Annotated in this window: 18 protein-coding genes; 7 read left to right on the forward strand and 11 right to left on the reverse strand. The window is 57.7% G+C overall.

Going from position 1 to position 18,445, the window contains the following annotated elements:
* Positions 1-44: 44 nt before the first annotated feature.
* Positions 45-944 (forward strand): LysR family transcriptional regulator, encoded by a 900-nt coding sequence (locus K3762_RS03745; RefSeq protein WP_120350339.1) that lies wholly within the window; start codon positions 45-47, stop codon positions 942-944.
* A gap of 24 nt (positions 945-968) precedes the next feature.
* Here the strand turns inward: K3762_RS03745 and uraH are convergent, their stop codons facing one another.
* On the reverse strand, positions 969-1,322 hold the full coding sequence (gene uraH / locus K3762_RS03750) for a hydroxyisourate hydrolase (protein ID WP_067628535.1): 354 nt from the start codon (positions 1,320-1,322) through the stop codon (positions 969-971).
* A 150-nt stretch (positions 1,323-1,472) separates the two neighbouring features.
* On the opposite strand from uraH, the gene puuE reads away from it, so the two are divergent.
* From puuE to K3762_RS03765, 3 genes are read left to right on the forward strand one after another with little or no spacing between them, the layout of a single operon-like run.
* Positions 1,473-2,885, forward strand: a complete 1,413-nt coding sequence (gene puuE, locus K3762_RS03755) for an allantoinase PuuE (RefSeq protein WP_409202465.1) — start codon at positions 1,473-1,475, stop codon at positions 2,883-2,885.
* Positions 2,882-3,364 carry an ureidoglycolate lyase gene (locus K3762_RS03760; RefSeq protein WP_120350341.1) on the forward strand — a complete coding sequence of 161 codons (483 nt, stop codon included), beginning with the start codon at positions 2,882-2,884 and terminating at the stop codon, positions 3,362-3,364. The genes puuE and K3762_RS03760 overlap by 4 nt, the downstream gene beginning before the upstream one ends.
* A gap of 57 nt (positions 3,365-3,421) precedes the next feature.
* Positions 3,422-4,846 carry a uracil-xanthine permease family protein gene (locus tag K3762_RS03765; protein ID WP_260011615.1) on the forward strand — a complete coding sequence of 475 codons (1,425 nt, stop codon included), beginning with the start codon at positions 3,422-3,424 and terminating at the stop codon, positions 4,844-4,846.
* 373 nt (positions 4,847-5,219) lie between these two features.
* On the opposite strand, the gene K3762_RS03770 is transcribed toward K3762_RS03765, so the two are convergent.
* The 6 genes from K3762_RS03770 to bhcA all read right to left on the reverse strand — a co-directional run bounded on the left by K3762_RS03770 (position 5,220) and on the right by bhcA (position 11,293).
* Entirely contained in the window at positions 5,220-6,221 is a 1,002-nt protein-coding gene (locus tag K3762_RS03770; protein WP_132444887.1) for a type I glyceraldehyde-3-phosphate dehydrogenase, read from the reverse strand.
* A gap of 2 nt (positions 6,222-6,223) precedes the next feature.
* Positions 6,224-6,730 carry an AmiS/UreI family transporter gene (locus K3762_RS03775; protein WP_132444889.1) on the reverse strand — a complete coding sequence of 169 codons (507 nt, stop codon included), beginning with the start codon at positions 6,728-6,730 and terminating at the stop codon, positions 6,224-6,226.
* A 66-nt stretch (positions 6,731-6,796) separates the two neighbouring features.
* On the reverse strand, positions 6,797-7,762 hold the full coding sequence (gene bhcD, locus K3762_RS03780) for an iminosuccinate reductase BhcD (protein ID WP_120350345.1): 966 nt from the start codon (positions 7,760-7,762) through the stop codon (positions 6,797-6,799).
* Positions 7,763-7,931: 169 nt separating this feature from the next.
* Positions 7,932-9,095 (reverse strand): 3-hydroxy-D-aspartate aldolase BhcC, encoded by a 1,164-nt coding sequence (gene bhcC / locus K3762_RS03785; protein WP_260011616.1) that lies wholly within the window; start codon positions 9,093-9,095, stop codon positions 7,932-7,934.
* A 36-nt stretch (positions 9,096-9,131) separates the two neighbouring features.
* Complete coding sequence (gene bhcB / locus K3762_RS03790; protein ID WP_260011619.1) at positions 9,132-10,103, reverse strand: beta-hydroxyaspartate dehydratase BhcB; 972 nt, start codon at positions 10,101-10,103, stop codon at positions 9,132-9,134.
* Complete coding sequence (gene bhcA / locus K3762_RS03795) at positions 10,103-11,293, reverse strand: L-aspartate--glyoxylate aminotransferase BhcA (protein WP_260011620.1); 1,191 nt, start codon at positions 11,291-11,293, stop codon at positions 10,103-10,105. Before bhcA ends, bhcB begins: the two co-directional genes overlap by 1 nt.
* A 169-nt stretch (positions 11,294-11,462) precedes the next feature.
* Here bhcA and bhcR point away from each other — a divergent pair, with 169 nt between their 5' ends.
* Complete coding sequence (gene bhcR, locus K3762_RS03800) at positions 11,463-12,311, forward strand: HTH-type transcriptional regulator BhcR (protein ID WP_260011623.1); 849 nt, start codon at positions 11,463-11,465, stop codon at positions 12,309-12,311.
* On the opposite strand, the gene K3762_RS03805 is transcribed toward bhcR, so the two are convergent.
* The 4 genes from K3762_RS03805 to K3762_RS03820 form a co-directional block, all read right to left on the reverse strand.
* Positions 12,292-13,161: a bifunctional allantoicase/(S)-ureidoglycine aminohydrolase gene (locus tag K3762_RS03805; RefSeq protein ID WP_120350349.1), complete on the reverse strand. Its 870-nt coding sequence runs from the start codon at positions 13,159-13,161 to the stop codon at positions 12,292-12,294. The two genes, bhcR and K3762_RS03805, sit on opposite strands and share 20 nt — an antisense overlap.
* Before the next feature lie 264 nt (positions 13,162-13,425).
* Positions 13,426-14,061 (reverse strand): maleylacetoacetate isomerase, encoded by a 636-nt coding sequence (gene maiA, locus K3762_RS03810; protein WP_132444897.1) that lies wholly within the window; start codon positions 14,059-14,061, stop codon positions 13,426-13,428.
* 4 nt (positions 14,062-14,065) lie between these two features.
* Positions 14,066-14,305 (reverse strand): hypothetical protein, encoded by a 240-nt coding sequence (locus tag K3762_RS03815; protein ID WP_132444899.1) that lies wholly within the window; start codon positions 14,303-14,305, stop codon positions 14,066-14,068.
* A gap of 282 nt (positions 14,306-14,587) precedes the next feature.
* Positions 14,588-15,373, reverse strand: coding sequence for an IclR family transcriptional regulator (locus K3762_RS03820; RefSeq protein WP_132444901.1), 786 nt, complete (start codon positions 15,371-15,373; stop codon positions 14,588-14,590).
* Between the two features lie 122 nt (positions 15,374-15,495).
* Between K3762_RS03820 and K3762_RS03825 the strand changes: the two genes are divergently transcribed.
* Entirely contained in the window at positions 15,496-17,355 is a 1,860-nt protein-coding gene (locus K3762_RS03825; protein ID WP_132444903.1) for a TRAP transporter fused permease subunit, read from the forward strand.
* Positions 17,356-17,373: 18 nt separating this feature from the next.
* A complete protein-coding gene (locus K3762_RS03830) occupies positions 17,374-18,405 on the forward strand; it encodes a TAXI family TRAP transporter solute-binding subunit (protein WP_120350354.1) in 1,032 nt (343 codons plus the stop codon).
* Positions 18,406-18,445 lie beyond the last annotated feature (40 nt).

The raw sequence follows: 18,445 nt of genomic DNA on the forward strand, positions 1-18,445 counted from the left end.
GGTATCGCCGTAAAGGACCAAGCAGCATCAAAAAAGACAGAATAATGTCCTACTTCGATAACATCCGCACTTTTGTGCGCGTCTATGAACTGGGCAGCATGTCTGCCGCGGGGCGGGATTTACGGATATCTCCAGCTGTTACGTCATCACGGATTTCACAATTAGAAGAACGGCTTGGCGTCAGACTTTTTCAACGGACGACACGCAGTCTATCCCCGACCGAGCAGGGCAAGTCGTTCTACCGCGGGGCGACTGAAATCCTCGAAGCCGTCGAAAGCGCCGAGGCGCAGATCGTCAACATCACCGAGAACCTGAAAGGATCGCTCTATGTTGCGGCGCCTTTAGGTGTCGGTCGTAGGTTAATCGCCCCGCAGGTCCCGGGTTTCTTGAAGAACTATCCCGAAGTCAGCGTGAGGTTGCGTTTGTCCGACCGGAAAGTGGACTTGACCACAGAGGGTCTGGATTTGGCATTCTTTCTGGGGCAGCCCGAGGACAGCAATCTGCGCATCCGAAAAATTGCAGACGTGGAGCGGGTGCTCTGCGCATCGCCGGACTATATTGCGCGCCGTGGCATGCCCGACAGCGGAAGCGCGCTGGTGGCGGAGGGGCATGAATGCCTGAGCCTTCGCTTTCCGGGGGCGACCGAATTTCAATGGCGGCTAACGACACCGGACGGCCCCAAGCGATTTCGTGTCTCGGGGCGCTATGAGTCAGATGACGGGGACGTGCTCACCGATTGGGCACTTGCCGGTCATGGCGTCGCAATGAAGCCGGTTTTCGAAATTGCAGAACACTTGCGGACCGGCGCTTTGGTGCCTGTCGCTGAAAAGACGCCTCCCGAGCCGATTCAGATGGCGTGCCTATTTACGCATCGCCGTAGACAGGACCCGAAAACGCGCCTTTTCATGGAGTTCATGGTTGATCGCATCGCCGCGACAATCTAGCGAAGCAATCAGTGGGCCGAAGCCTCAGCTTCCGCGATATGTTGAGTATCCGAAAGGAGAAAGCAACAAGGGCACGTGGTAGTGCGATTGCTCGGACATCCCAAAGCGGATCGGTATGACGCCTAGAAACCGGGGGTCTTCAGGCGGCGTGCCGCTTGCATCCAGATAGGGGCCTGCGTGGAACACCAGTTCATATTCGCCCACTTCGAACTCTGCTTCAGGCAGGATTTGTTCGTCAGTGCGCCCGTCGTTGTTCGTCGTAAGCGTTTTCAACAGATGCCGTTCAACACCGCTGATGCGAAACAATTCAATTTTCAGCCCTTCGGCGGGGCACCCAAGGGCGGTGTCGAGGACATGGGTTGTAAGATAGCCGGCCATTTTTAACTTCTCCTGAAACGCTGTCTGTTTCTAGGCTGAATGCCTTTAAGTGACAAATCTCCACTAACAGAAGGCTCCTTTAAAATTTTTTTGAAAAACAGATCCATTTTTCCTGTTTAGGTTGGGTTTTAGAAGAAAAGGAATATTTGCGTGAAACGTTACCCAAGAGATATGACCGGCTATGGTGGCGCTGTACCAGCGGCGCAATGGCCGAATGGCGCAAAAATCGCCGTTCAGATCGTGCTGAACTATGAAGAAGGTGGGGAAAACAATATTCTCCACGGTGATGCTGCGTCTGAAGCGTTCCTATCGGAAATCACCGGGGCCGCTCCCTGGCAGGGTCAACGCCATTGGAACATGGAATCGATCTATGAATACGGCAGCCGCGCCGGGTTCTGGCGTGTTCACAAACTGCTCAAAAACACGCCAATTACTGTTTATGGTGTAGCAACCGCTCTTATGCGGGCGCCCCAGCAGCTCAAGGCGATGAAGGAGGCGGGCTGGGAGATTGCCAGCCATGGTCTGAAATGGATCGAACACAAGGATATGGAGCCGCAGGAAGAGCGCGCCCAGATCCGCGAGGCAATCCGCCTCCATACCGAAGTGGTGGGGGAGGCCCCGCGCGGCTGGTACACCGGACGCTGCTCCATGAACACTGTGGACCTTGCCGCCGAGGAGGGCGATTTCGCCTATATCGCCGACAGCTATGCTGATGATTTGCCCTACTGGGTGCGGGCTGGCGGTAAGAACCAGTTGATCGTGCCTTACACGATGGACTGCAACGACATGCGTTTCGCGATTCAAGCGGGATACACGAACGGTGATCAGTTTGAGAGCTATCTCAAGGATAGCTTTGACATGCTCTATGCCGAGGGGGCCGAAGGTGCGCCCAAGATGCTTTCGATCGGTTTGCACTGTCGTCTTATCGGGCGTCCGGGGCGCGCAATGGCGTTGAAACGCGCCTTGGAACATTTCGCGAAACACGACGGCGTCTGGTTCGCCACAAGGGAACAGATCGCCGATCACTGGGCAAGCCTGCACCCGCCTGCCGAGGGGGCCGCGCCATCTGATATGGACAGGGGAACCTTTGTCGCGGAATTTGGTGGCATGTTCGAACACAGCCCTTGGATTGCCGAGGGTGCCTTTGATCTTGAGCTTGGTGCGACCCATGACAATGCAGCAGGCATTCACAACGCACTGGCGCGTGTGTTCCGTAACGCATCCGAAGAACAGCGGCTGGGTGTGCTGACCGCCCACCCTGACTTGGCGGGAAAACTGGCGGCAGCCGGGCGCCTCACAAAGGAAAGCACTGTCGAACAGGCGGGTGCCGGACTGGATTTGCTGACCGACGAAGAACGGGAGACCTTCCAGGCCCTCAACGCTGAATACGTTGAGCGGCACGGCTTTCCTTTCATCATCGCCGTGAAGGATAACACCAAATCGAGCATTCTCGAAGCATTTCACCGCCGTATCAAAAATGACCGCGATACCGAGTTCTCCGAAGCCTGCCGACAGGTTGAGCGAATTGCAGAACTGCGCCTGATTGAGAGGTTTGCATCATGAACAACGTTTTGACGGCAACCACAATTAATTCCGATGCCATTGCGGGGCTAGCAGAACTGATCGATGCATCAGACACGCCCGACAAGTTCATAAACCAAGGGCGTTGCGGACGTTTTCATGATCGGGCGACCCTCGACGTTGATGGTCGCGTAGGGGTCAGCGTCTTTCAATCCACATCGTTTTCCATGCCTTTCAAAATGGAAATGATGGAGCGTCATCCTTTGGGCAGCCAAGCTTTTCTGCCGATGCAGGAAGGCGAATATCTGGTCGTGCTAGCCGAAGATAAAGACGGTGCTCCGGTTGCGCCCCGGGCCTTTATTGCTGGGCCGGGGCAGGGCGTAAACATCGGGCGCAACGTCTGGCACGGGGTTTTGTGTCCGCTGTCCGATCCGGGGCTTTTCATGGTCGTCGACCGCGTCAGCGAGGGGCCAAATCTGGAGGAACATTGGTTCGATGAGCCATTCATCATCGAGCGATAATAAATAACTCGGCAAAAAAAGCGCCGGCTCACGCATCCATAGGGAGGGACAATTATAATGTCTGATGCATCCATCGGAACGCCGGACCAACTCCGCGATCCAAATTACACCCCGCCGCTCACAAAAGCGATGCCGCTGGGGATCCAGCACGTGCTGGCGATGTTCGTATCGAACGTCACTCCGGCGATCATCGTGTGCGGCGCTGCAGGTTTCGGCTTTGGCTCAAACAGCCCTGATTTCCCGCAAATGATCTACATGATACAGATGTCCATGTTCTTTGCCGGGGTCGCGACGCTGTTTCAGTCGATCGGCGTAGGTCCGATTGGCGCGCGCTTGCCGATCGTGCAGGGGACATCGTTTGCCTTTATTCCAATTATGATCCCGCTTGTCGCCGGGAAGGGCGTGGACGCGATTGCGGTCCTGATGGGGGGTATCGTCGCCGGTGGCCTGTTTCACGCCTTTTTGGGGCTATTCATCGGGAGACTTCGTTTTGCACTGCCGCCGTTGGTCACTGGCTTGGTCGTGACCATGATTGGCCTGGCTCTGGTCAAGGTCGGTGTTCAATATGCGGCAGGGGGTGTGCCTGCAATCGGCACCGAAGAATACGGCTCCGGGCTCAACTGGTTCATGGCAGGTACCGTGATTTTGGTGACCCTTGGCCTGAAGTTCTTTACCCGCGGCATGCTTTCTGTGTCGGCCGTTCTGATCGGCCTCTTGGTTGGCTATGTCGTCGCCTTTGCGCTTGGTCAGGTCAATCTTGGCAATGTAGGTCAAGCGGCAAGCTTTGCGCTGCCGAACCCGCTACACTTTGGCATCGAATTCTCGGCCGCCGCGGTCATCGGCTTTTGTGCCATGTCTTTCGTCTCGGCCATCGAAACTGTTGGCGATGTTTCCGGGATCACCAAAGGGGGCGCAGGCCGCGAGGCGAGCGACCGCGAAATCCAAGGGGCGACCTATGCAGATGGGATCGGCACGGCCATCTCGGGCATGTTCGGCGCGCTGCCCAATACGTCGTTCAGTCAGAACGTAGGTCTCATCGCCATGACGGGTGTGATGAGCCGGATGGTCGTTACAATCGGGGCGATTTTTCTGATCATATGCGGTCTTGTTCCCAAAATCGGTGCGGTGATCTCTTCGATCCCGATCGAAGTGCTGGGCGGTGGTGTCATCGTGATGTTCGGCATGGTGGTCGCGGCTGGTATCTCGATGCTGTCCGATGTGAACTGGAACCGTCGCAACATGGTCATTTTTGCCATCGCGCTGTCACTTGGTCTGGGCCTGCAGCTTGAGCCGGATGCGCTTCAGTATCTGCCGGGCACGCTGAAAGTCCTAGGGACTTCGGGCATTCTGCCTGCGGCCCTCATCGCCATCGTTCTCAATCTGGTACTGCCCGAGGAGCTTTCGGGTGAAGCCACCGAGGAAGTCTCTGGCGGTATGGCAGGACAAGGGAGCGGATCACTCGCGCAGAGTGACCGCGTCTGATGTCGCTTTCGCGGTGAGATGATTGCTGCGGAATAGGAATAGCAAATGCGGCGCAGGTCTCTGCGCCGCATTTTTTTCGTGGGTAACTGCTAGGGCTGGAAGAAGTACGTGCCGGGATCACCGGGTTCATTTCGGGACTTGGCCAGCCCGACGGAGAGCAGCGTCAAAGGGGACGGCTCAAACAGATAAAGGATACATGGGGGGGTCAAAACACTAGGCGATGCCACCTCCAAAGGCCGCAACGATAGCTGCACCTGTGCCAACGTGCAGCTCGCCAGCGCTGGTTTGCCCAAGGTTCAGACATCGCTCACAGAGCGCGGCCCTCTTCTGAAATATATCTTTAACCTTTCAGAGGTGCGTCATTCCCGGCAGATCACCGGCTTCTCGCCGCGAGGCGTTCCGCCATTTCAAGCATGCGTGCAGAGAAGCCCCATTCGTTGTCGTACCACCCAAAGACGCGCAGCTGGCGCTGTTCGATCGATTGCGTTTCGGGAAGGGCGATCACCAGAGATTCAGGGCGGCTCCGAAAATCGGTCGAAACACAGGGGTCTTCTGTCAGACCAATGAGGGTCGAGTCTGCAAAGGCTTCGCGCAAGAACTCGACAAAAGAACCTTCGGGCTTTTCCAAGATTTGCAGCGTCGCATCGATTGCCGAAACTGAGATGCAGGGAACCCGGACGGCGCTGACACTGAGGCGTCCGTGAAATTCTGGCAAGACGTTAAAGATTTGATTAAGCGCGCTGGTTGTTGTCGGAACCATTGAGACAGCAGCAGCACGGCTTCTTTCAAGACTGGCACCGGGCTGGTCAACAGTCGGTTGGCTCCCGGTGTAGCAATGAATGGTCGTTACATGTGCTCTGGAAATTCCAAGCCCTAGATCAATCGTGCGGAGGAGGGGGGCGATCGCATTGGTCGTACAAGACGCATTGGACACGATCCGCGCATCGCCAAGTTCTTGTTCATTGGCGCCCAAGACAACCGTCTGGTCGGCGACCTCGGACGGGCCGGAAATCAGAATATTCGATGCCCCAGCCTCGATGCCTGCTTCTGCAAAGTCTCTATCCTTGACCCTTCCGGTGCATTCCAAAACAACATCCACACCGCGTAAATCCAAGGCCCGCAGGTCCGGTTCGCAGGTAAATGGGATGGGGCGACCGCCAATTGTTATCTGGCGATCTCCCGTTTCCACTTGGAGGGGTAAAGGACCGAAAACACTGTCGTAGCGCAGCAGGTACGCGCAAGTTTCGAGTGGCGCGATATCGTTGATGCCAACGACTTTGACGGCGGACTGGCTTTCATTTTGTAAAATCTGGCGCAACAAAGTCCTGCCGATGCGACCAAAACCGTTGATAAAGACACTTAGCTGGCGGGTCACGTTCAAGCTCCGTACATCAGGAAAAGGGCGGGGAGCCAGGCAGTCAGCACGCCGCTTAGGAGTGTGGCAACTGCTGTTTGATCTTGAACCGGTTTCTTCAACGTCAAAGTGACGAAATACATGAACCAAAGACCCGACCAAATAAGCCAGCAAATGCCCAGCCAGATATCAATGAATTTCGCTGCAGAGGCGAGGGCTAAAAAGGCCTGAGGCAATACGGAAAGAGAGACAAACAGGCTGAACCAGCCCAGACCGCGGCCATCGGCGCCATTCAACCGATTAACCGCCACCCAAAGGTAGGTCGCGCTGAACAGCAGCGTCAGGGCAACAGAGCGGATTTCATCCCCGGTCGTGGCGCGCACGAGTGACACAGCGGCGACTGTGGCGGTAATTGCCGCTGTGGCAAAGTTGATGACAACAATCTCTCGATCCGAGATGCGCCCAGACATCCAAAGACCATTCAACACAAGAACTGCCCCCACAAACAGCAGGGATATTGGCAAAAACATGAAACCTACCGTTTGTGCGCTGAAAGAAAGTCTTTCGGTTTCTGGGCCAGTTCAATGTGCCTTGGCTTAGAAGTCCACGTCGATTGCGACGCCCTGTTCAACGGCCAAATCAACGACTTTGGCCGCCACCGCGAGGTCCTGAAGGCCCACGCCGGTCCCGTCGAACAGTGTGATTTGATGATCCGACGTGCGGCCCGGATTGGTCCCATTGATGACCGCGCCAAGCTGGGCGACATCCGTGTCCTTGATAAGCCCTTCAGCAATGGCATGTTGCGCCTCGCCGATGCTCACGGACTGGGCGACCTCATCGGTGAACACCGAGGCCCGTGCCAGCAAGGCCGCTTCGACCTCCTGTTTGCCTTTGGTGTCGGTGCCCATACAGGCGATATGGGTTCCGGGGCTGACGTGATCGGCCATCAAAGACGGTGAAAAGGCGGAGGTGATCGAGATGATGACGTCGGCTTCGGTCATGCCGGGCAGATCGACGGCTTCAAAGGGAACCCCAGCCTCATGCGCGACTTTCTCGATATTGGGCAGCATCTCTGGGTGGTAGTTCCAGCCGATCACCTTCTCGAACTTTCGCTGCTCCAATGCGGCACGTAGCTGGAAGGTGGCTTGGTGGCCTGCGCCTACCATGCCGATGACGGTCGCGTTTTCACGTGCCAAGTGTTTGATTGAAACCGACGAAGCCGCCGCCGTACGCAACGCTGTCAGCAAATTGCCACCGACCATCGCTTTGACCTTGCCGGTGTCAGGATCGAACAGGAATACGGTGGACTGGTGGTTGATAAGGTTGCGTTTTTCAAGATTGTTCGGCCAGTATCCACCGGCCTTCAATCCCAAGCTCAACCCGGCGCGATCAAAACCGCCTTTGAACCCGTAAAGCGCATCTTCGTGCCCAATCGCTTCGCGTACGACGGGGAAGTTGTAGGCGTCGCCGGAGGCCATTGCGGCAAAGACTTTCTCGATAGCATCAAAAGCTGCCTCGCGAGTCATTAGGTTGGCGATCTCACGTTCAGGTACGATCAGCATGTGTCTCTCCAAATATTTCGTTTCAGAAGACTCCGAGAGGTTCGCCAATGGCTTGAGAACGTCGCGCCGCAGGTTGGGGCGGAAAAGAGTATTCTGACACGCTTCAAATCAGTTCGCCCATGTGCCCGCCGGAAGCAGACACATGGGGCAGTTGTCTTACATCGCTAGATCAGTAGGCGTGACCGCGTGCCGAAACTGGCCAGAGGCATTCAACCTTGCCGTTCCGAACACCAACATACCAATCATGGACGTTGGCGGTCGGATCGCAGTGACCCGGAACCAGCTTCAGCTTGTCGTTGACCTTCAGCGCGCCGTTTGGGTCCATCACCACCCCATGCTCGTCCGAACACTTGATATATTCGACATCATCGCGCCCGTAGATCACTGGCAATCCGCTATCAACGGATTGAGCCTTGAGGCCAGCGTCGACGATCGCCTTGTCCGCCTTTGCATGGCTCATCACGCTTGTGAGGATGAAAAAGGCATTCTCCCATTCCCCTTGGTCGATGCGTTTGCCGTCTTTGTCGAGGATGCGCCCATAGTCCGCGTCCATGAAGGCATAGGAGCCGCACTGCAGTTCGTTATACACACCCGAGTTGGACTCGAAGTAGTAGGAGCCAGTGCCGCCACCGCCGACGATGTCACAGTCCAAACCTTCTGCCTTCAACGTATCGACCGCATCTTTGACCATCGCCACGGCGATATCGATTTTCGCCTTGCGTTCGTCATAGCTGTCGAGGTGCTGCATTGCGCCTTGATAGGCTTGCAGGCCGGAAAACTTAAGCCCCTCGGCACCGTCGATGGCCTTGGCAATCGCCACCACGTCAGGCGTGGTGGTCACACCGCAGCGCCCCGCGCCACAATCGATTTCGACAAGACATTCGATCTCGGTGCCATGTTTTTGCGCCGCCGATGACAGATCAGCCACATTGGCAAGGTCGTCAACGCAACAGATCGTGCGGGCGCCAAGCTTGGGCAGACGGGCGAGGCGGTCGATTTTGGCGGGATCGCGTACTTGGTTCGAGACGAGGATATCTTTGATGCCGCCCCGCGCAAAGACTTCGGCCTCTGAGACTTTTTGGCAGCAGACACCGCATGCACCGCCGAGCTTTTCTTGAAGCCTTTGGACATCGACCGACTTGTGCATCTTGCCGTGGGTCCGGTGGCGCATGCCGTGCGCCTTGGCGTAGTCTCCCATTTTCTTGATGTTGCGCTCCAGCGCGTCAAGATCAAGCACAAGGCTCGGGGTTTGGATGTCGGCCTCGTCCATGCCCGGTTTTGCCGGGATATCGTAGCCCACTTCGAATTCGTCGAGATTGGTCATATCTTTCATGTCCGTGCTCCTTCGTTTTTCAGTCGATATTTGAGATCAGGCGGCGTTCAGCCACGGCAGCTTGTCGAGGTCGACATTGCCGCCCGTGATGATCAGGCCGACGCGCTTGCCCCTAAAGGCTTCGGGGTTCTTGAGAACTATCGCGAGCGGCACAGCAGAGGATGGCTCCATGACCACGCGCAGATGCTTCCAGGTCAGCTTCATCGCCTCAATGATCTCTTGCTCGGAGGCCGTGTAGATTTCGGACACGTGGTTTGAGACAAAATGCCAAGTCAGGTCCTTGAGCGGGACCAGAAGGCCGTCGGCAATGGTCTTGGGGGCATCGTCGGCGATGATATGACCCGCCTTGAAGCTGCGGTAAGCGTCGTCTGCCTGTTCAGGCTCGGCCGCGATGATATGAGTTTCGGGCGCGAGGGTCGCGAGGGTGAGGCAGGTGCCCGATATCATGCCGCCACCACCAATTGGCGCCACCACAGCATCAAGACCATCCGTCTGCTCAATGAATTCTTTCGAACATGTGCCCTGTCCGGCGATCACTCGGGGATCGTTGTAGGGGTGCACGAAATCGCCCCCTGTCGCAGCTTGCACCTCGGCAAAGGTCGCCTCACGGGAACTGGTCGACGGCTCGCATTCGGTAATGACACCGCCAAAACGGCGCACCGTATCCTTCTTTGCCTGAGGGGCTGTGCGGGGCATCACCACGTTGCATGGAATGCCGCGCTTCATAGCGGCATAAGACAGGCAGGATGCATGGTTGCCTGAGGAATGTGTTGCGACGCCTTTGGCCGCCTGCTCCTCGCTAAGTCCGAACACCGCGTTCGAGGCGCCCCTCACCTTAAAGGCACCCGGCTCTTGAAAGTTCTCGCATTTGAAGAACAGCTCGCAACCGGCAAGTTCGTTGAGGTAGTCCGAGGTGCGGATCGGCGTGCGGCGAATATAGGGGCCGATCCGCGCGTGGGCGTCCAACATGTCCTCGTACGTCGGGATGTACATCTGGTAATCCTTCATCACGCCGCGTCTTTTTGCGCTGCCGCGGTATGGCCGCGATAGTATTCTTGGGCCGCCGCGACCCCGGAGCCGAGTTTGATGTCCAATCCAAGATCGACCATGCACATTTCTGCGGTCGCGATGCCGGAGAGTGCCATGACATCCGTCAGGCTGCCGAGGTGGCCAATCCGGAAGACCTTGCCGGCGACCTCACCGAGCCCCACGCCAAAGGCCACGCCATACTTGTTGGCGGCATGTGTCACGATATCGGTTGCGTTGAAGTCTTCGGGCGTCCGAATGGCACTGACAGTGTCAGAGTAAACCGAAGGGTCCGTGGCGCAAAGATCAAGGCCCCAAGCGCCCACCGCCGCGCGCACACCCTCCGCAATCCGGAAGTGCCGGGCAAACACGTTCTCCAGACCTTCGGTCAGCAGCATGTTGCAGGCTTGGTTCAGACCGTTCAGCAGTCCCACAGCAGGCGTATAGGGATAGGCGTTGTTCGCGTAGCCTTTGGCCATGTCGTGTACGTCGAAAAACGTGCGGGGCAGAGTGGCGGTTTTGGTGGCCTCCATCGCCTTGGGTGAGAAGCCAACGATGGCGAGACCAGCGGGCAGCATGAAGCCTTTTTGTGACCCGGTCACGGCAACATCCACGCCCCATTCGTCGAAACGGAAATCCATTGAGGCAATCGACGAAACACCATCGACCAGCAGCATCGCTGGATGGCCCGATGCGTCCAGCGCACGGCGCACGGCCGCAATGTCTGATTTCACGCCGGTGGCTGTTTCATTATGCGTGGCGAGAACGGCCTTGATCTCATGGCTTTTGTCAGCGGTCAGGATCTCTTCGTAGCGATCCGCCGGGATCCCTGCGCCCCATGCGGTTTCGACTGTCTGCACAGCAAGACCATGACGCTGGCACATATCGATCCAACGATGGCTGAACATGCCGTTGCGTGCCGCAAGCACTTTGTCACCCGATGAGAGCGTATTGGTCAGCGCAGTTTCCCACCCCCCCGTGCCGGTGGACGGAAAAATGAAGATTTCTGCGTTGTCGCTTTTGAGGATCTTACGAACACTTGCGCGAGCGGGATGTAGAATTTGCCCAAACAGCGGTGACCGGTGGTCGATCGTAGGCATGTCGCAAGCCTTGCGCAGGCTCTCGGGAATGTTGGTCGGGCCCGGGATGAAAACGGGATTTTGAAAGCTCATGGACGGTCTCCTTCCGTTGTTGGCTTCACAATAGACGGAACCAGCGCGAACCGATATTTTTTTGAAATAGGGTTTCAGTTTTTGGGTTCATGCGTAAAGATGAATGTTGTCAGTGCGTTATATTTTTCACATGGTGATTTCGGCTTTCACATAGAAACGAAAGGTTCTTATGGAATCTCAAGACAATGGTTCAGGAACTGGTCGGAAAGCACGCGGAAGGCCCCGTGGCTGGACGGACAAGACCGCGCAGAACACGATCAAATCGCTCGACCGGGCCATGGAGGTGTTCGAGTATCTCAGCGAAGCACAGGGCAAGCCGCTCTCTAAGTTGGCAGATGAGATGCGCCAATCGCCAGCGACCGTCTACCGTATCCTTGTAACCCTTGAGGGCAGGGGGCTGGTCGAATTCGATCACGAAGAGCAGGTTTGGTACATTGGTCCACGCGCGTTTGTGATCGGCGCGCGTTTCCTTCGGCGCACAAGTCTTGTCGATCGTGCGCGACCCATCATGCGAAAGCTGATGGAAACGACCGGTGAAACAGCCAATATCGGCGTCGGAAAAGAAGAGGCGGTCCTGTTCCTGAGCCAAGTGGAGACACATGCGAACATCCGCGCCTTTTTCCCGCCCGGCAGCCTTTCTCCGATGCATGCATCCGGCATTGGCAAGGCGTTGCTCGCATATATGGATCCTGAGCGTTTGGACAAACTACTCTCGAAGGGGCAGATGACGCGGTTTACCGCACATACGATCATCGATCCGACAGCACTGCGCCAGAATCTCGAAGCCATTCGGGAAAGCGGCTTTTCAGTTGATAATGAAGAGAGGAACGAAGGCATGCGCTGTATCGCGGCGCCGGTATTCGACGTGAATGGCGAAGCTGTCGCGGGAATTTCGATATCCGGGCCAACCAGCAGGGTCGGCGCGTCCGAGGTCGAAGAATTGAGCCGCCCCGTCATCAAGGCGGCTCACCAATTGAGCTTCGCAATCGGGGGCAGCGTTACTCGGCCGCAGCCTTGAGGCGCTGATGTTGAGGGTATGACGCGGCGCCGGGACGGAGCGCCATATGGCGATTTACGTCCTTGTAAAGCAGGTACCGGAACCGCCCCGGGCCACCCGCATAGCATGCCTGGGGGCAAAAAGCGCGGAGCCACATGTAATCGCCAGCCTCGACCTCGACCCAATCATTGTTTAGATTGTAAACGGCTTTGCCCTCCAACACATAGAGCCCGTGCTCCATCACATGTGTCTCAAGAAAGGGAATGACGCCGCCCGGTTCGAATGTCACAATCGTGACATGCATGTCGTGGCGCAGGTCGGATGGGTCGACAAAGCGGGTCGTCGACCATTTGCCATCTGTGCCCGGCATGGGCGTCGGTTCGATGTCGTTTTCGTTCAGGACCAACACATCGGGCATATCCAACCCTTCGACGGCCTCATATGCCTTGCGCACCCAATGGAAGCGCAAGACTTCATCGCCCTCGTTTCGCAGGGTCCAGGCGCTCGACGGGGGCAGGTATGCGTAACCGCCCGGGCTCAGCTCGTAAGTCTCGCCCCCGACACGCAAAGTGGCCGCGCCTTCCACAACGAATAATACGCCCTCGGCTTCCGGATCCAATTCAGCCTTTTCAGAACCGCCTCCGGGCTGTACCTCCATGATGTATTGCGAAAATGTCTCGGCGAAGCCGCTCATCGGGCGCGCGATGACCCACAGGCGCGTATCCTCCCAAAAAGGCAAAAAGCTGGTGACGATATCCCGCATCGTACCTTTTGGGATGACCGCATAGGCATCCTTGAAAACTGCGCGATCAGTGAGAAGCTGCTCTTGCCCGGGATGTCCCCCGTGTGGCGCGAAATATTTGGTGCTCATGGATGCTCCGGAAGAAAAAGACTGTTTATGCGAGGGTATTCGATGCGGCTAGGGGGCGACCACCAGCAAAGTGACGACAACTCTATTCGGTGAGATTTGAAAATAGGCGTGATAGGGCCAATGTCGATTGCTTCAGGTTAGATGTCCGCCTGTTTTCAAGATCGCCAGAGGCGTTCGAGGTGTCGCCCCGGACGTCCATTGAGACACGCAGCATCAGTCCCGGCGGTATTGCCGCTTTCAGCCCATGAAGGCATGAGCTGCCCTTCAATTGGCGTCCGGCTGATTTTCGGGGCGTGCGGCGTCAAAGGCCGGGAGGCGCAGGGCCTGCTGTTCGATCTCAAGCAGCCGCGCGAAGGGTGTCATCTCAACGCCCCACCGGTGGGCGTTGTAAAGCTGCGGGATAAGGCAAAGGTCGCAAAGCAGCGGTTGATCGGCAAAGCTGAATTTCGGGCCGTCCGGCAGCAGCGCTTGATAGGCGTGCAGCCCTTCAGTCATCCAATGGCGCATCCATGCTGTTCCTTCATCCGCGGTCAGTCCGTGATGGGTTTTCAGGTGGCTGACCACCTTGAGGTTGTTGATCGGATGAATGTCCGTCGCGATCAACTGAGCGGCGGCCAGTACCTGAGCCCGCTCAAACGCAGGCTCGGGCAAAAGGGCAGGGTCTGGCGCGATCTCGTTCAGATAGGCCATGATTGCCAGCGATTGGGTCAACGCCCGCCCGTCTTCAAGAAGCAAGGTTGGCACCCCCTTGATGGGGTTCTTGGCCACATAGTCTGGGCTGCGTTGGTCCCCGGCCACGAGGTCCACCGGAACCACCCGATAGGGCAGGCCCTTGAGATTCAGCGCTATCCGCACGCGGTAAGATGTGGTCGAGCGCCAGTAGGAATACAGCGTAAGCATCGCGTTATTCATTACCCGGCGTGCCGACCAAGTTTATTTCCATATCCGCCCAGCAGTCGATGTAACCATCCTGAGGCTGTGTCTCTTTTCTGGAAGGCTGGGTATGCACAACTTTGAGCACCGTGCTCATGACTTGAGGCAGGGCATCGGGGAGCGCTTTGGGCTCGAAATAGTCGCCACCGGGCATACAGCTGGGCCTGTCCCCTCTGGCCGGATTGAGCCCGTTTTTGTCAGTGCCAGTCATCAATCTTTCCCCTCCCCTCGATCCTTCATGCGTCGGCCATAAACCATGCCAGAACCGCCGTTTCAGAATCGTTACAATTGCAACTAATAGGGAGCCGTGGGACAATCCGTCAAGAAAATTCCAGGTGCAACGATCGCGGGAGGGCCGTTCCGGATGGCATCGGATGACTTCAACCTGTCGGACTTCCTCCCCTACAGACTGTCCGTATTGGCCGCGCACAACCCGGTTGCAGGACGCTTTAGATGAACAAACGGACGAGCTCTGAACGACGGGTCAACGAAATTAACCGACGTTGGCCGCGTAGAGCTTGCCGATTTCCTCTGCCGTCTCGGTCAGTTTTTTCAAATGCGCTTTGGCGATGGCGGCGACGCTATGCTGTTCGGCCAGCCAAATCAGGCTAACCGCGCCGACAGCATGACCCTGTGACCCTATGGCGACCGCAATCGCGCTTGGAATGCCGCCGTAATCCACCGCACGCCCCCAATAGCCGTCCTCTCGGATGGCGAAACCCTGCGCGCGCACCTCGCGCAACTTTGCTGGCAGCGCCAAAGCGGCGGCGCGGTCTTTGCGGGTGGTGTGGACGGCCAAACGGGCGGAATATTCTGCCTCCTGCTCAGGCTCCAGTGCCGCCAGAAAAGCGCACCCCAGTGCAGAGCGGAAAGGCGAGGGCCTGTAGCCGATGCAATCGGGAAAGATACCGTGGGTGGAAAAGGTCCGCGTCGTATCCACAATCTCGACCCGGCCATTGCCGATGGGCGCGGCAAGGTCCACGCCAAGTCCCGTGGCATCAGAAAGGGAAAGGATCGCAGAGGCACCTGCTTCGACCAGCGTGTCTATCGACGTAGGGCGGGAATTCACCCGCGGGAAACGGGATCCGACCCTGTAGCGGCTGTCACTTCTGCTTTGGGTCAGCCAGCGCTGTTGGACCAATGTGGCGCAGATGCGCAGGATTGTCGGCTTGGGCAAGCCGGTGCGCTCGGCCAGAAAGGCCAAGGAACACACGCCATTGCTGGAGATAACTTCGAGGATGTTGAGCCCGCGTTCAACGGAGCGATTTAATTTCGTCATAGCGTTCCACCTAGTGAAATCCATGTTGGACCGTTACCCCTTCGCTGTCTAGTTTTTGCGCAATCACGGCAGGGGCGGAGGAGGTCTTTGCCGGGGTGCCGCATTTAGGGGGATGAGGACCGATGCAAAACCTGCTTTCAAAATCCGTGACCGGATTGAACCTTGCGCTATCGGGACTGATCATCGCCGTCGTTTTCTACGTTTCCGTCTTTGGCGTGTTCAGCGAGTCCTATCTGCGCGTCGGGATGCTGCTGGTCGGAGGGTTGTTGATCCTGTTGACCCAGATGGAACGCGGCCAAACTGGCGCTGAAAAACCTTTGGCCCTGCTTACGGCGGCACTATTGGGGGTCTCGGTCTTTCAATACTTTCGCGCAGCGGCAGAGATCGAAACCGGGCTGTATTTCCTGACCTCCACCGACATTTGGCTGGGCACTTTGGGGCTGATCGCCGTGATCGAACTTACGCGCCGGTCTGTTGGCATGGTCATGGCAAGCGTGGCGGCCCTTGTGCTGCTTTATGGGGCCTTTGGGCAATATGCGCCGGGGTTCATGCGCCATGCGGGCATGACCTCAGAAGAGTTGATCCAAGTTCTATGGTATTCCTTTGACGGTGTGTTTGGCCGCCCCATGGCGACGGTCGTCTCGACCATCCTAATCTTTATTATTTTCGGCGCTTTCCTTGAGTTTCTCACGATCGACCGGGTGCTGGTAAAGCTGGCGCTTGCGGCGACCGGGCGGGTCCGTTCGGGGCCAGCGGCGGCGGCGACCATTGCCAGCGGATTGTTCGGCACGATTTCCGGCAGCGCGGTGGCCAATGTCGTCGGCACCGGCGTCATTACGATACCGCTGATCAAGAAACGCGGGTTCAAAGCGCATTTTGCCGGAGCGGTCGAAGCCGCGGCCTCAAGCGGGGGGCAGATCACGCCGCCCATCATGGGGGCCGTGGCCTTTATCATGGCCGATGTCACCGGTGAGCCCTATCTGACCATCTGCGCGGCGGCCGCCGTTCCGGCGATCCTTTATTACGTTGGGTTGTTCATGGCGACCTCAAGTGCGGCGCGGAGCATGGATCTGGACGTTTCCGAACAGCCAAAGCCCAGTTTCGTTTGGCGTGAGCTTGCGCAGATCATTGTCTTTATGCTGTCGCTGACGGCCATCGTCGTTGCCATGGTCGGCGGCTCTTCTCCGGCCTATGCAGGCTTTATCGGCGTGGCCTTTGCCGTCGTGCTGGGTTTCGCGATCAAGCCGGGCCTTTTGACCGATCTATCGTCGTGGGTCAGGTTCATTCGCTCGGCGGGCCTGATCTCGGCCCAGCTTGTGGTGATCGTGGGCGCGGTTGGTATCATCATCGGTATTTTGAACCTGACCGGCGTCGGCCTGCGGTTCGCGTCGTTGGTGGCAAGTTATGCGGATGGGCAGTTGGCGATTTCGCTGTTGCTGATGGCCGTGGCCTGTCTGCTTTTGGGCATGGGGATGCCCACCGTGCCTGCCTATCTGATCATCGTGTTGGTCATGGGGCCAGCGCTGCAACGGCTCGGCGTGCCGATCATTCACACGCATATGTTCGTGCTCTATTTCGGCGTGCTCTCTGCGGTGACCCCGCCTGTGGCGCTTGCGGCCTTTGCCGCGGCACCCATCGCGAGGGCAGGGGCCATGCGCACGGCGATCGAGGCGTCACGACTGGCAATGCCCGGTTTCGTGATCCCTTTCGCCTTTATCTACCAGCCGGCCATGCTGCTTGGGACGGGCTACCCGCTGGCGCAGTCCGCGCAGTCAATCCTGTTCGTTACTTTGGCGGTGCTGCATATCTCGCGCGCCTGCTACCCGGCGAAAGGCAAGGCGGGCTATGCGCCCTTGGGTCTCGGGATTGCCTTTGCGCTTTTGTTTTTCGGACCGCTGGTGTCGTGGATTGCCGTGGCAGCCACCGTGGCGCTTTGGTCCGCCGTTCGGTTCGGGGCGTTTATGACACCCGAAGTTTCATAATCCAGAGGAGGACAACCCATGACCAACCCAACATTCTCACGCCGCGGTTTTCTAGGCACCGCCACAGGTGCTGCCGCGCTTGCCGCTTTGCCGGGCGCGGCTTTTGCAAAAGACATTCTGCGCATGTCGACGCTGGGGCCGGGCACCAGTCCGAACCTCGTGATGACCACCTTCGCGAGCATCGTGAACGGCGCGCTGCCGGATTATGAAATTCAGTTGAACGCGACCGGCGCGGCCACGCGCCATGTGCTGGAAGTGGCGATGGGACGCAGCGATTTTTGCATGTCTTCGCCCGTCATTCACGCGCTGATGCGCCGTCAGGCGGCCATGTATGAAAAGATCGAACAGGCGCCCGAACTGGTCAACAACCTGCGCACCGTGCTGAACTTCCCGATGGGGGTCTATCACATCGCGGTTTACGATTCCTCCGGCATCACGTCGATGGATCAGATCGCTGGCAAACGTGTGTTCCTCGGCCCTCCCGGAGGGGCGGCCTACACCACCATGGCGCGCCTGTTCAAAGCCGTGGCCGGGCTGGAAGAAGGCACCGATTACGAAGCCGTCAAGCTCGGCTGGGATGCGGCGGCGGCGGCTTTCCAAGACGGCAACCTCGACGTGTACTGCAACCCGACCAACGCGCCCAGTCCTGCGCTGACCCAAATCGCGGTGACCAACAAGATCCGCTTCCTTGGTATTCCTGCCGATACGCTTGAAACCGAAGGCGTTCAGGCGCTTGTTGGCCGCCCGGGCTTCAGCGCGGCCACGCTGCCTGCGGGCATCTATGGCGACAATCAGGCCAATGAGGGGGATGTCACGACACTGGGCGTAATCGTTGGGATCGTAACCAACAAGGACGCGGACGAGGAGATGATCTATCAGATGACCAAAGCCTTCTACGACGGTGTCAAAGAGGCGGGCGAAAGTGCACCTTGGCTGCGGGCAATCACGCCAGCGGGCGCTGTGCAAGACATCAACCTGCTGCTGCACCCCGGCGCTTTGCGTGCCTTGACCGAACTGGGGGTCGAAATCCCTGACGCGGCGAAAGCCTAACCTCAAGGACCGGGGCGCGCCCAGCCCCGGTCCCTTCTGC

Origin of the sequence: Sulfitobacter sp. W074, from assembly GCF_025142275.1 — a bacterium.
Taxonomy (GTDB): Bacteria; Pseudomonadota; Alphaproteobacteria; order Rhodobacterales; family Rhodobacteraceae; genus Sulfitobacter; species Sulfitobacter profundi.

Bases quoted from the DNA above. Each gene is read 5' to 3' on its own strand.
- K3762_RS03745 (WP_120350339.1), top strand. From the start codon at position 45: ATGTCCTACTTCGATAACATCCGCACTTTTGTGCGCGTCTATGAACTG.
- uraH (WP_067628535.1), bottom strand. From the start codon at position 1,322: ATGGCCGGCTATCTTACAACCCATGTCCTCGACACCGCCCTTGGGTGC.
- K3762_RS03760 (WP_120350341.1), top strand. From the start codon at position 2,882: ATGAACAACGTTTTGACGGCAACCACAATTAATTCCGATGCCATTGCG.
- K3762_RS03765 (WP_260011615.1), top strand. From the start codon at position 3,422: ATGTCTGATGCATCCATCGGAACGCCGGACCAACTCCGCGATCCAAAT.
- K3762_RS03775 (WP_132444889.1), bottom strand. From the start codon at position 6,730: ATGTTTTTGCCAATATCCCTGCTGTTTGTGGGGGCAGTTCTTGTGTTG.
- bhcD (WP_120350345.1), bottom strand. From the start codon at position 7,762: ATGCTGATCGTACCTGAACGTGAGATCGCCAACCTAATGACTCGCGAG.
- bhcC (WP_260011616.1), bottom strand. From the start codon at position 9,095: ATGAAAGATATGACCAATCTCGACGAATTCGAAGTGGGCTACGATATC.
- bhcB (WP_260011619.1), bottom strand. From the start codon at position 10,103: ATGAAGGATTACCAGATGTACATCCCGACGTACGAGGACATGTTGGAC.
- bhcA (WP_260011620.1), bottom strand. From the start codon at position 11,293: ATGAGCTTTCAAAATCCCGTTTTCATCCCGGGCCCGACCAACATTCCC.
- bhcR (WP_260011623.1), top strand. From the start codon at position 11,463: ATGGAATCTCAAGACAATGGTTCAGGAACTGGTCGGAAAGCACGCGGA.
- K3762_RS03805 (WP_120350349.1), bottom strand. From the start codon at position 13,161: ATGAGCACCAAATATTTCGCGCCACACGGGGGACATCCCGGGCAAGAG.
- maiA (WP_132444897.1), bottom strand. From the start codon at position 14,061: ATGCTTACGCTGTATTCCTACTGGCGCTCGACCACATCTTACCGCGTG.
- K3762_RS03815 (WP_132444899.1), bottom strand. From the start codon at position 14,305: ATGACTGGCACTGACAAAAACGGGCTCAATCCGGCCAGAGGGGACAGG.
- K3762_RS03820 (WP_132444901.1), bottom strand. From the start codon at position 15,373: ATGACGAAATTAAATCGCTCCGTTGAACGCGGGCTCAACATCCTCGAA.
- K3762_RS03825 (WP_132444903.1), top strand. From the start codon at position 15,496: ATGCAAAACCTGCTTTCAAAATCCGTGACCGGATTGAACCTTGCGCTA.
- K3762_RS03830 (WP_120350354.1), top strand. From the start codon at position 17,374: ATGACCAACCCAACATTCTCACGCCGCGGTTTTCTAGGCACCGCCACA.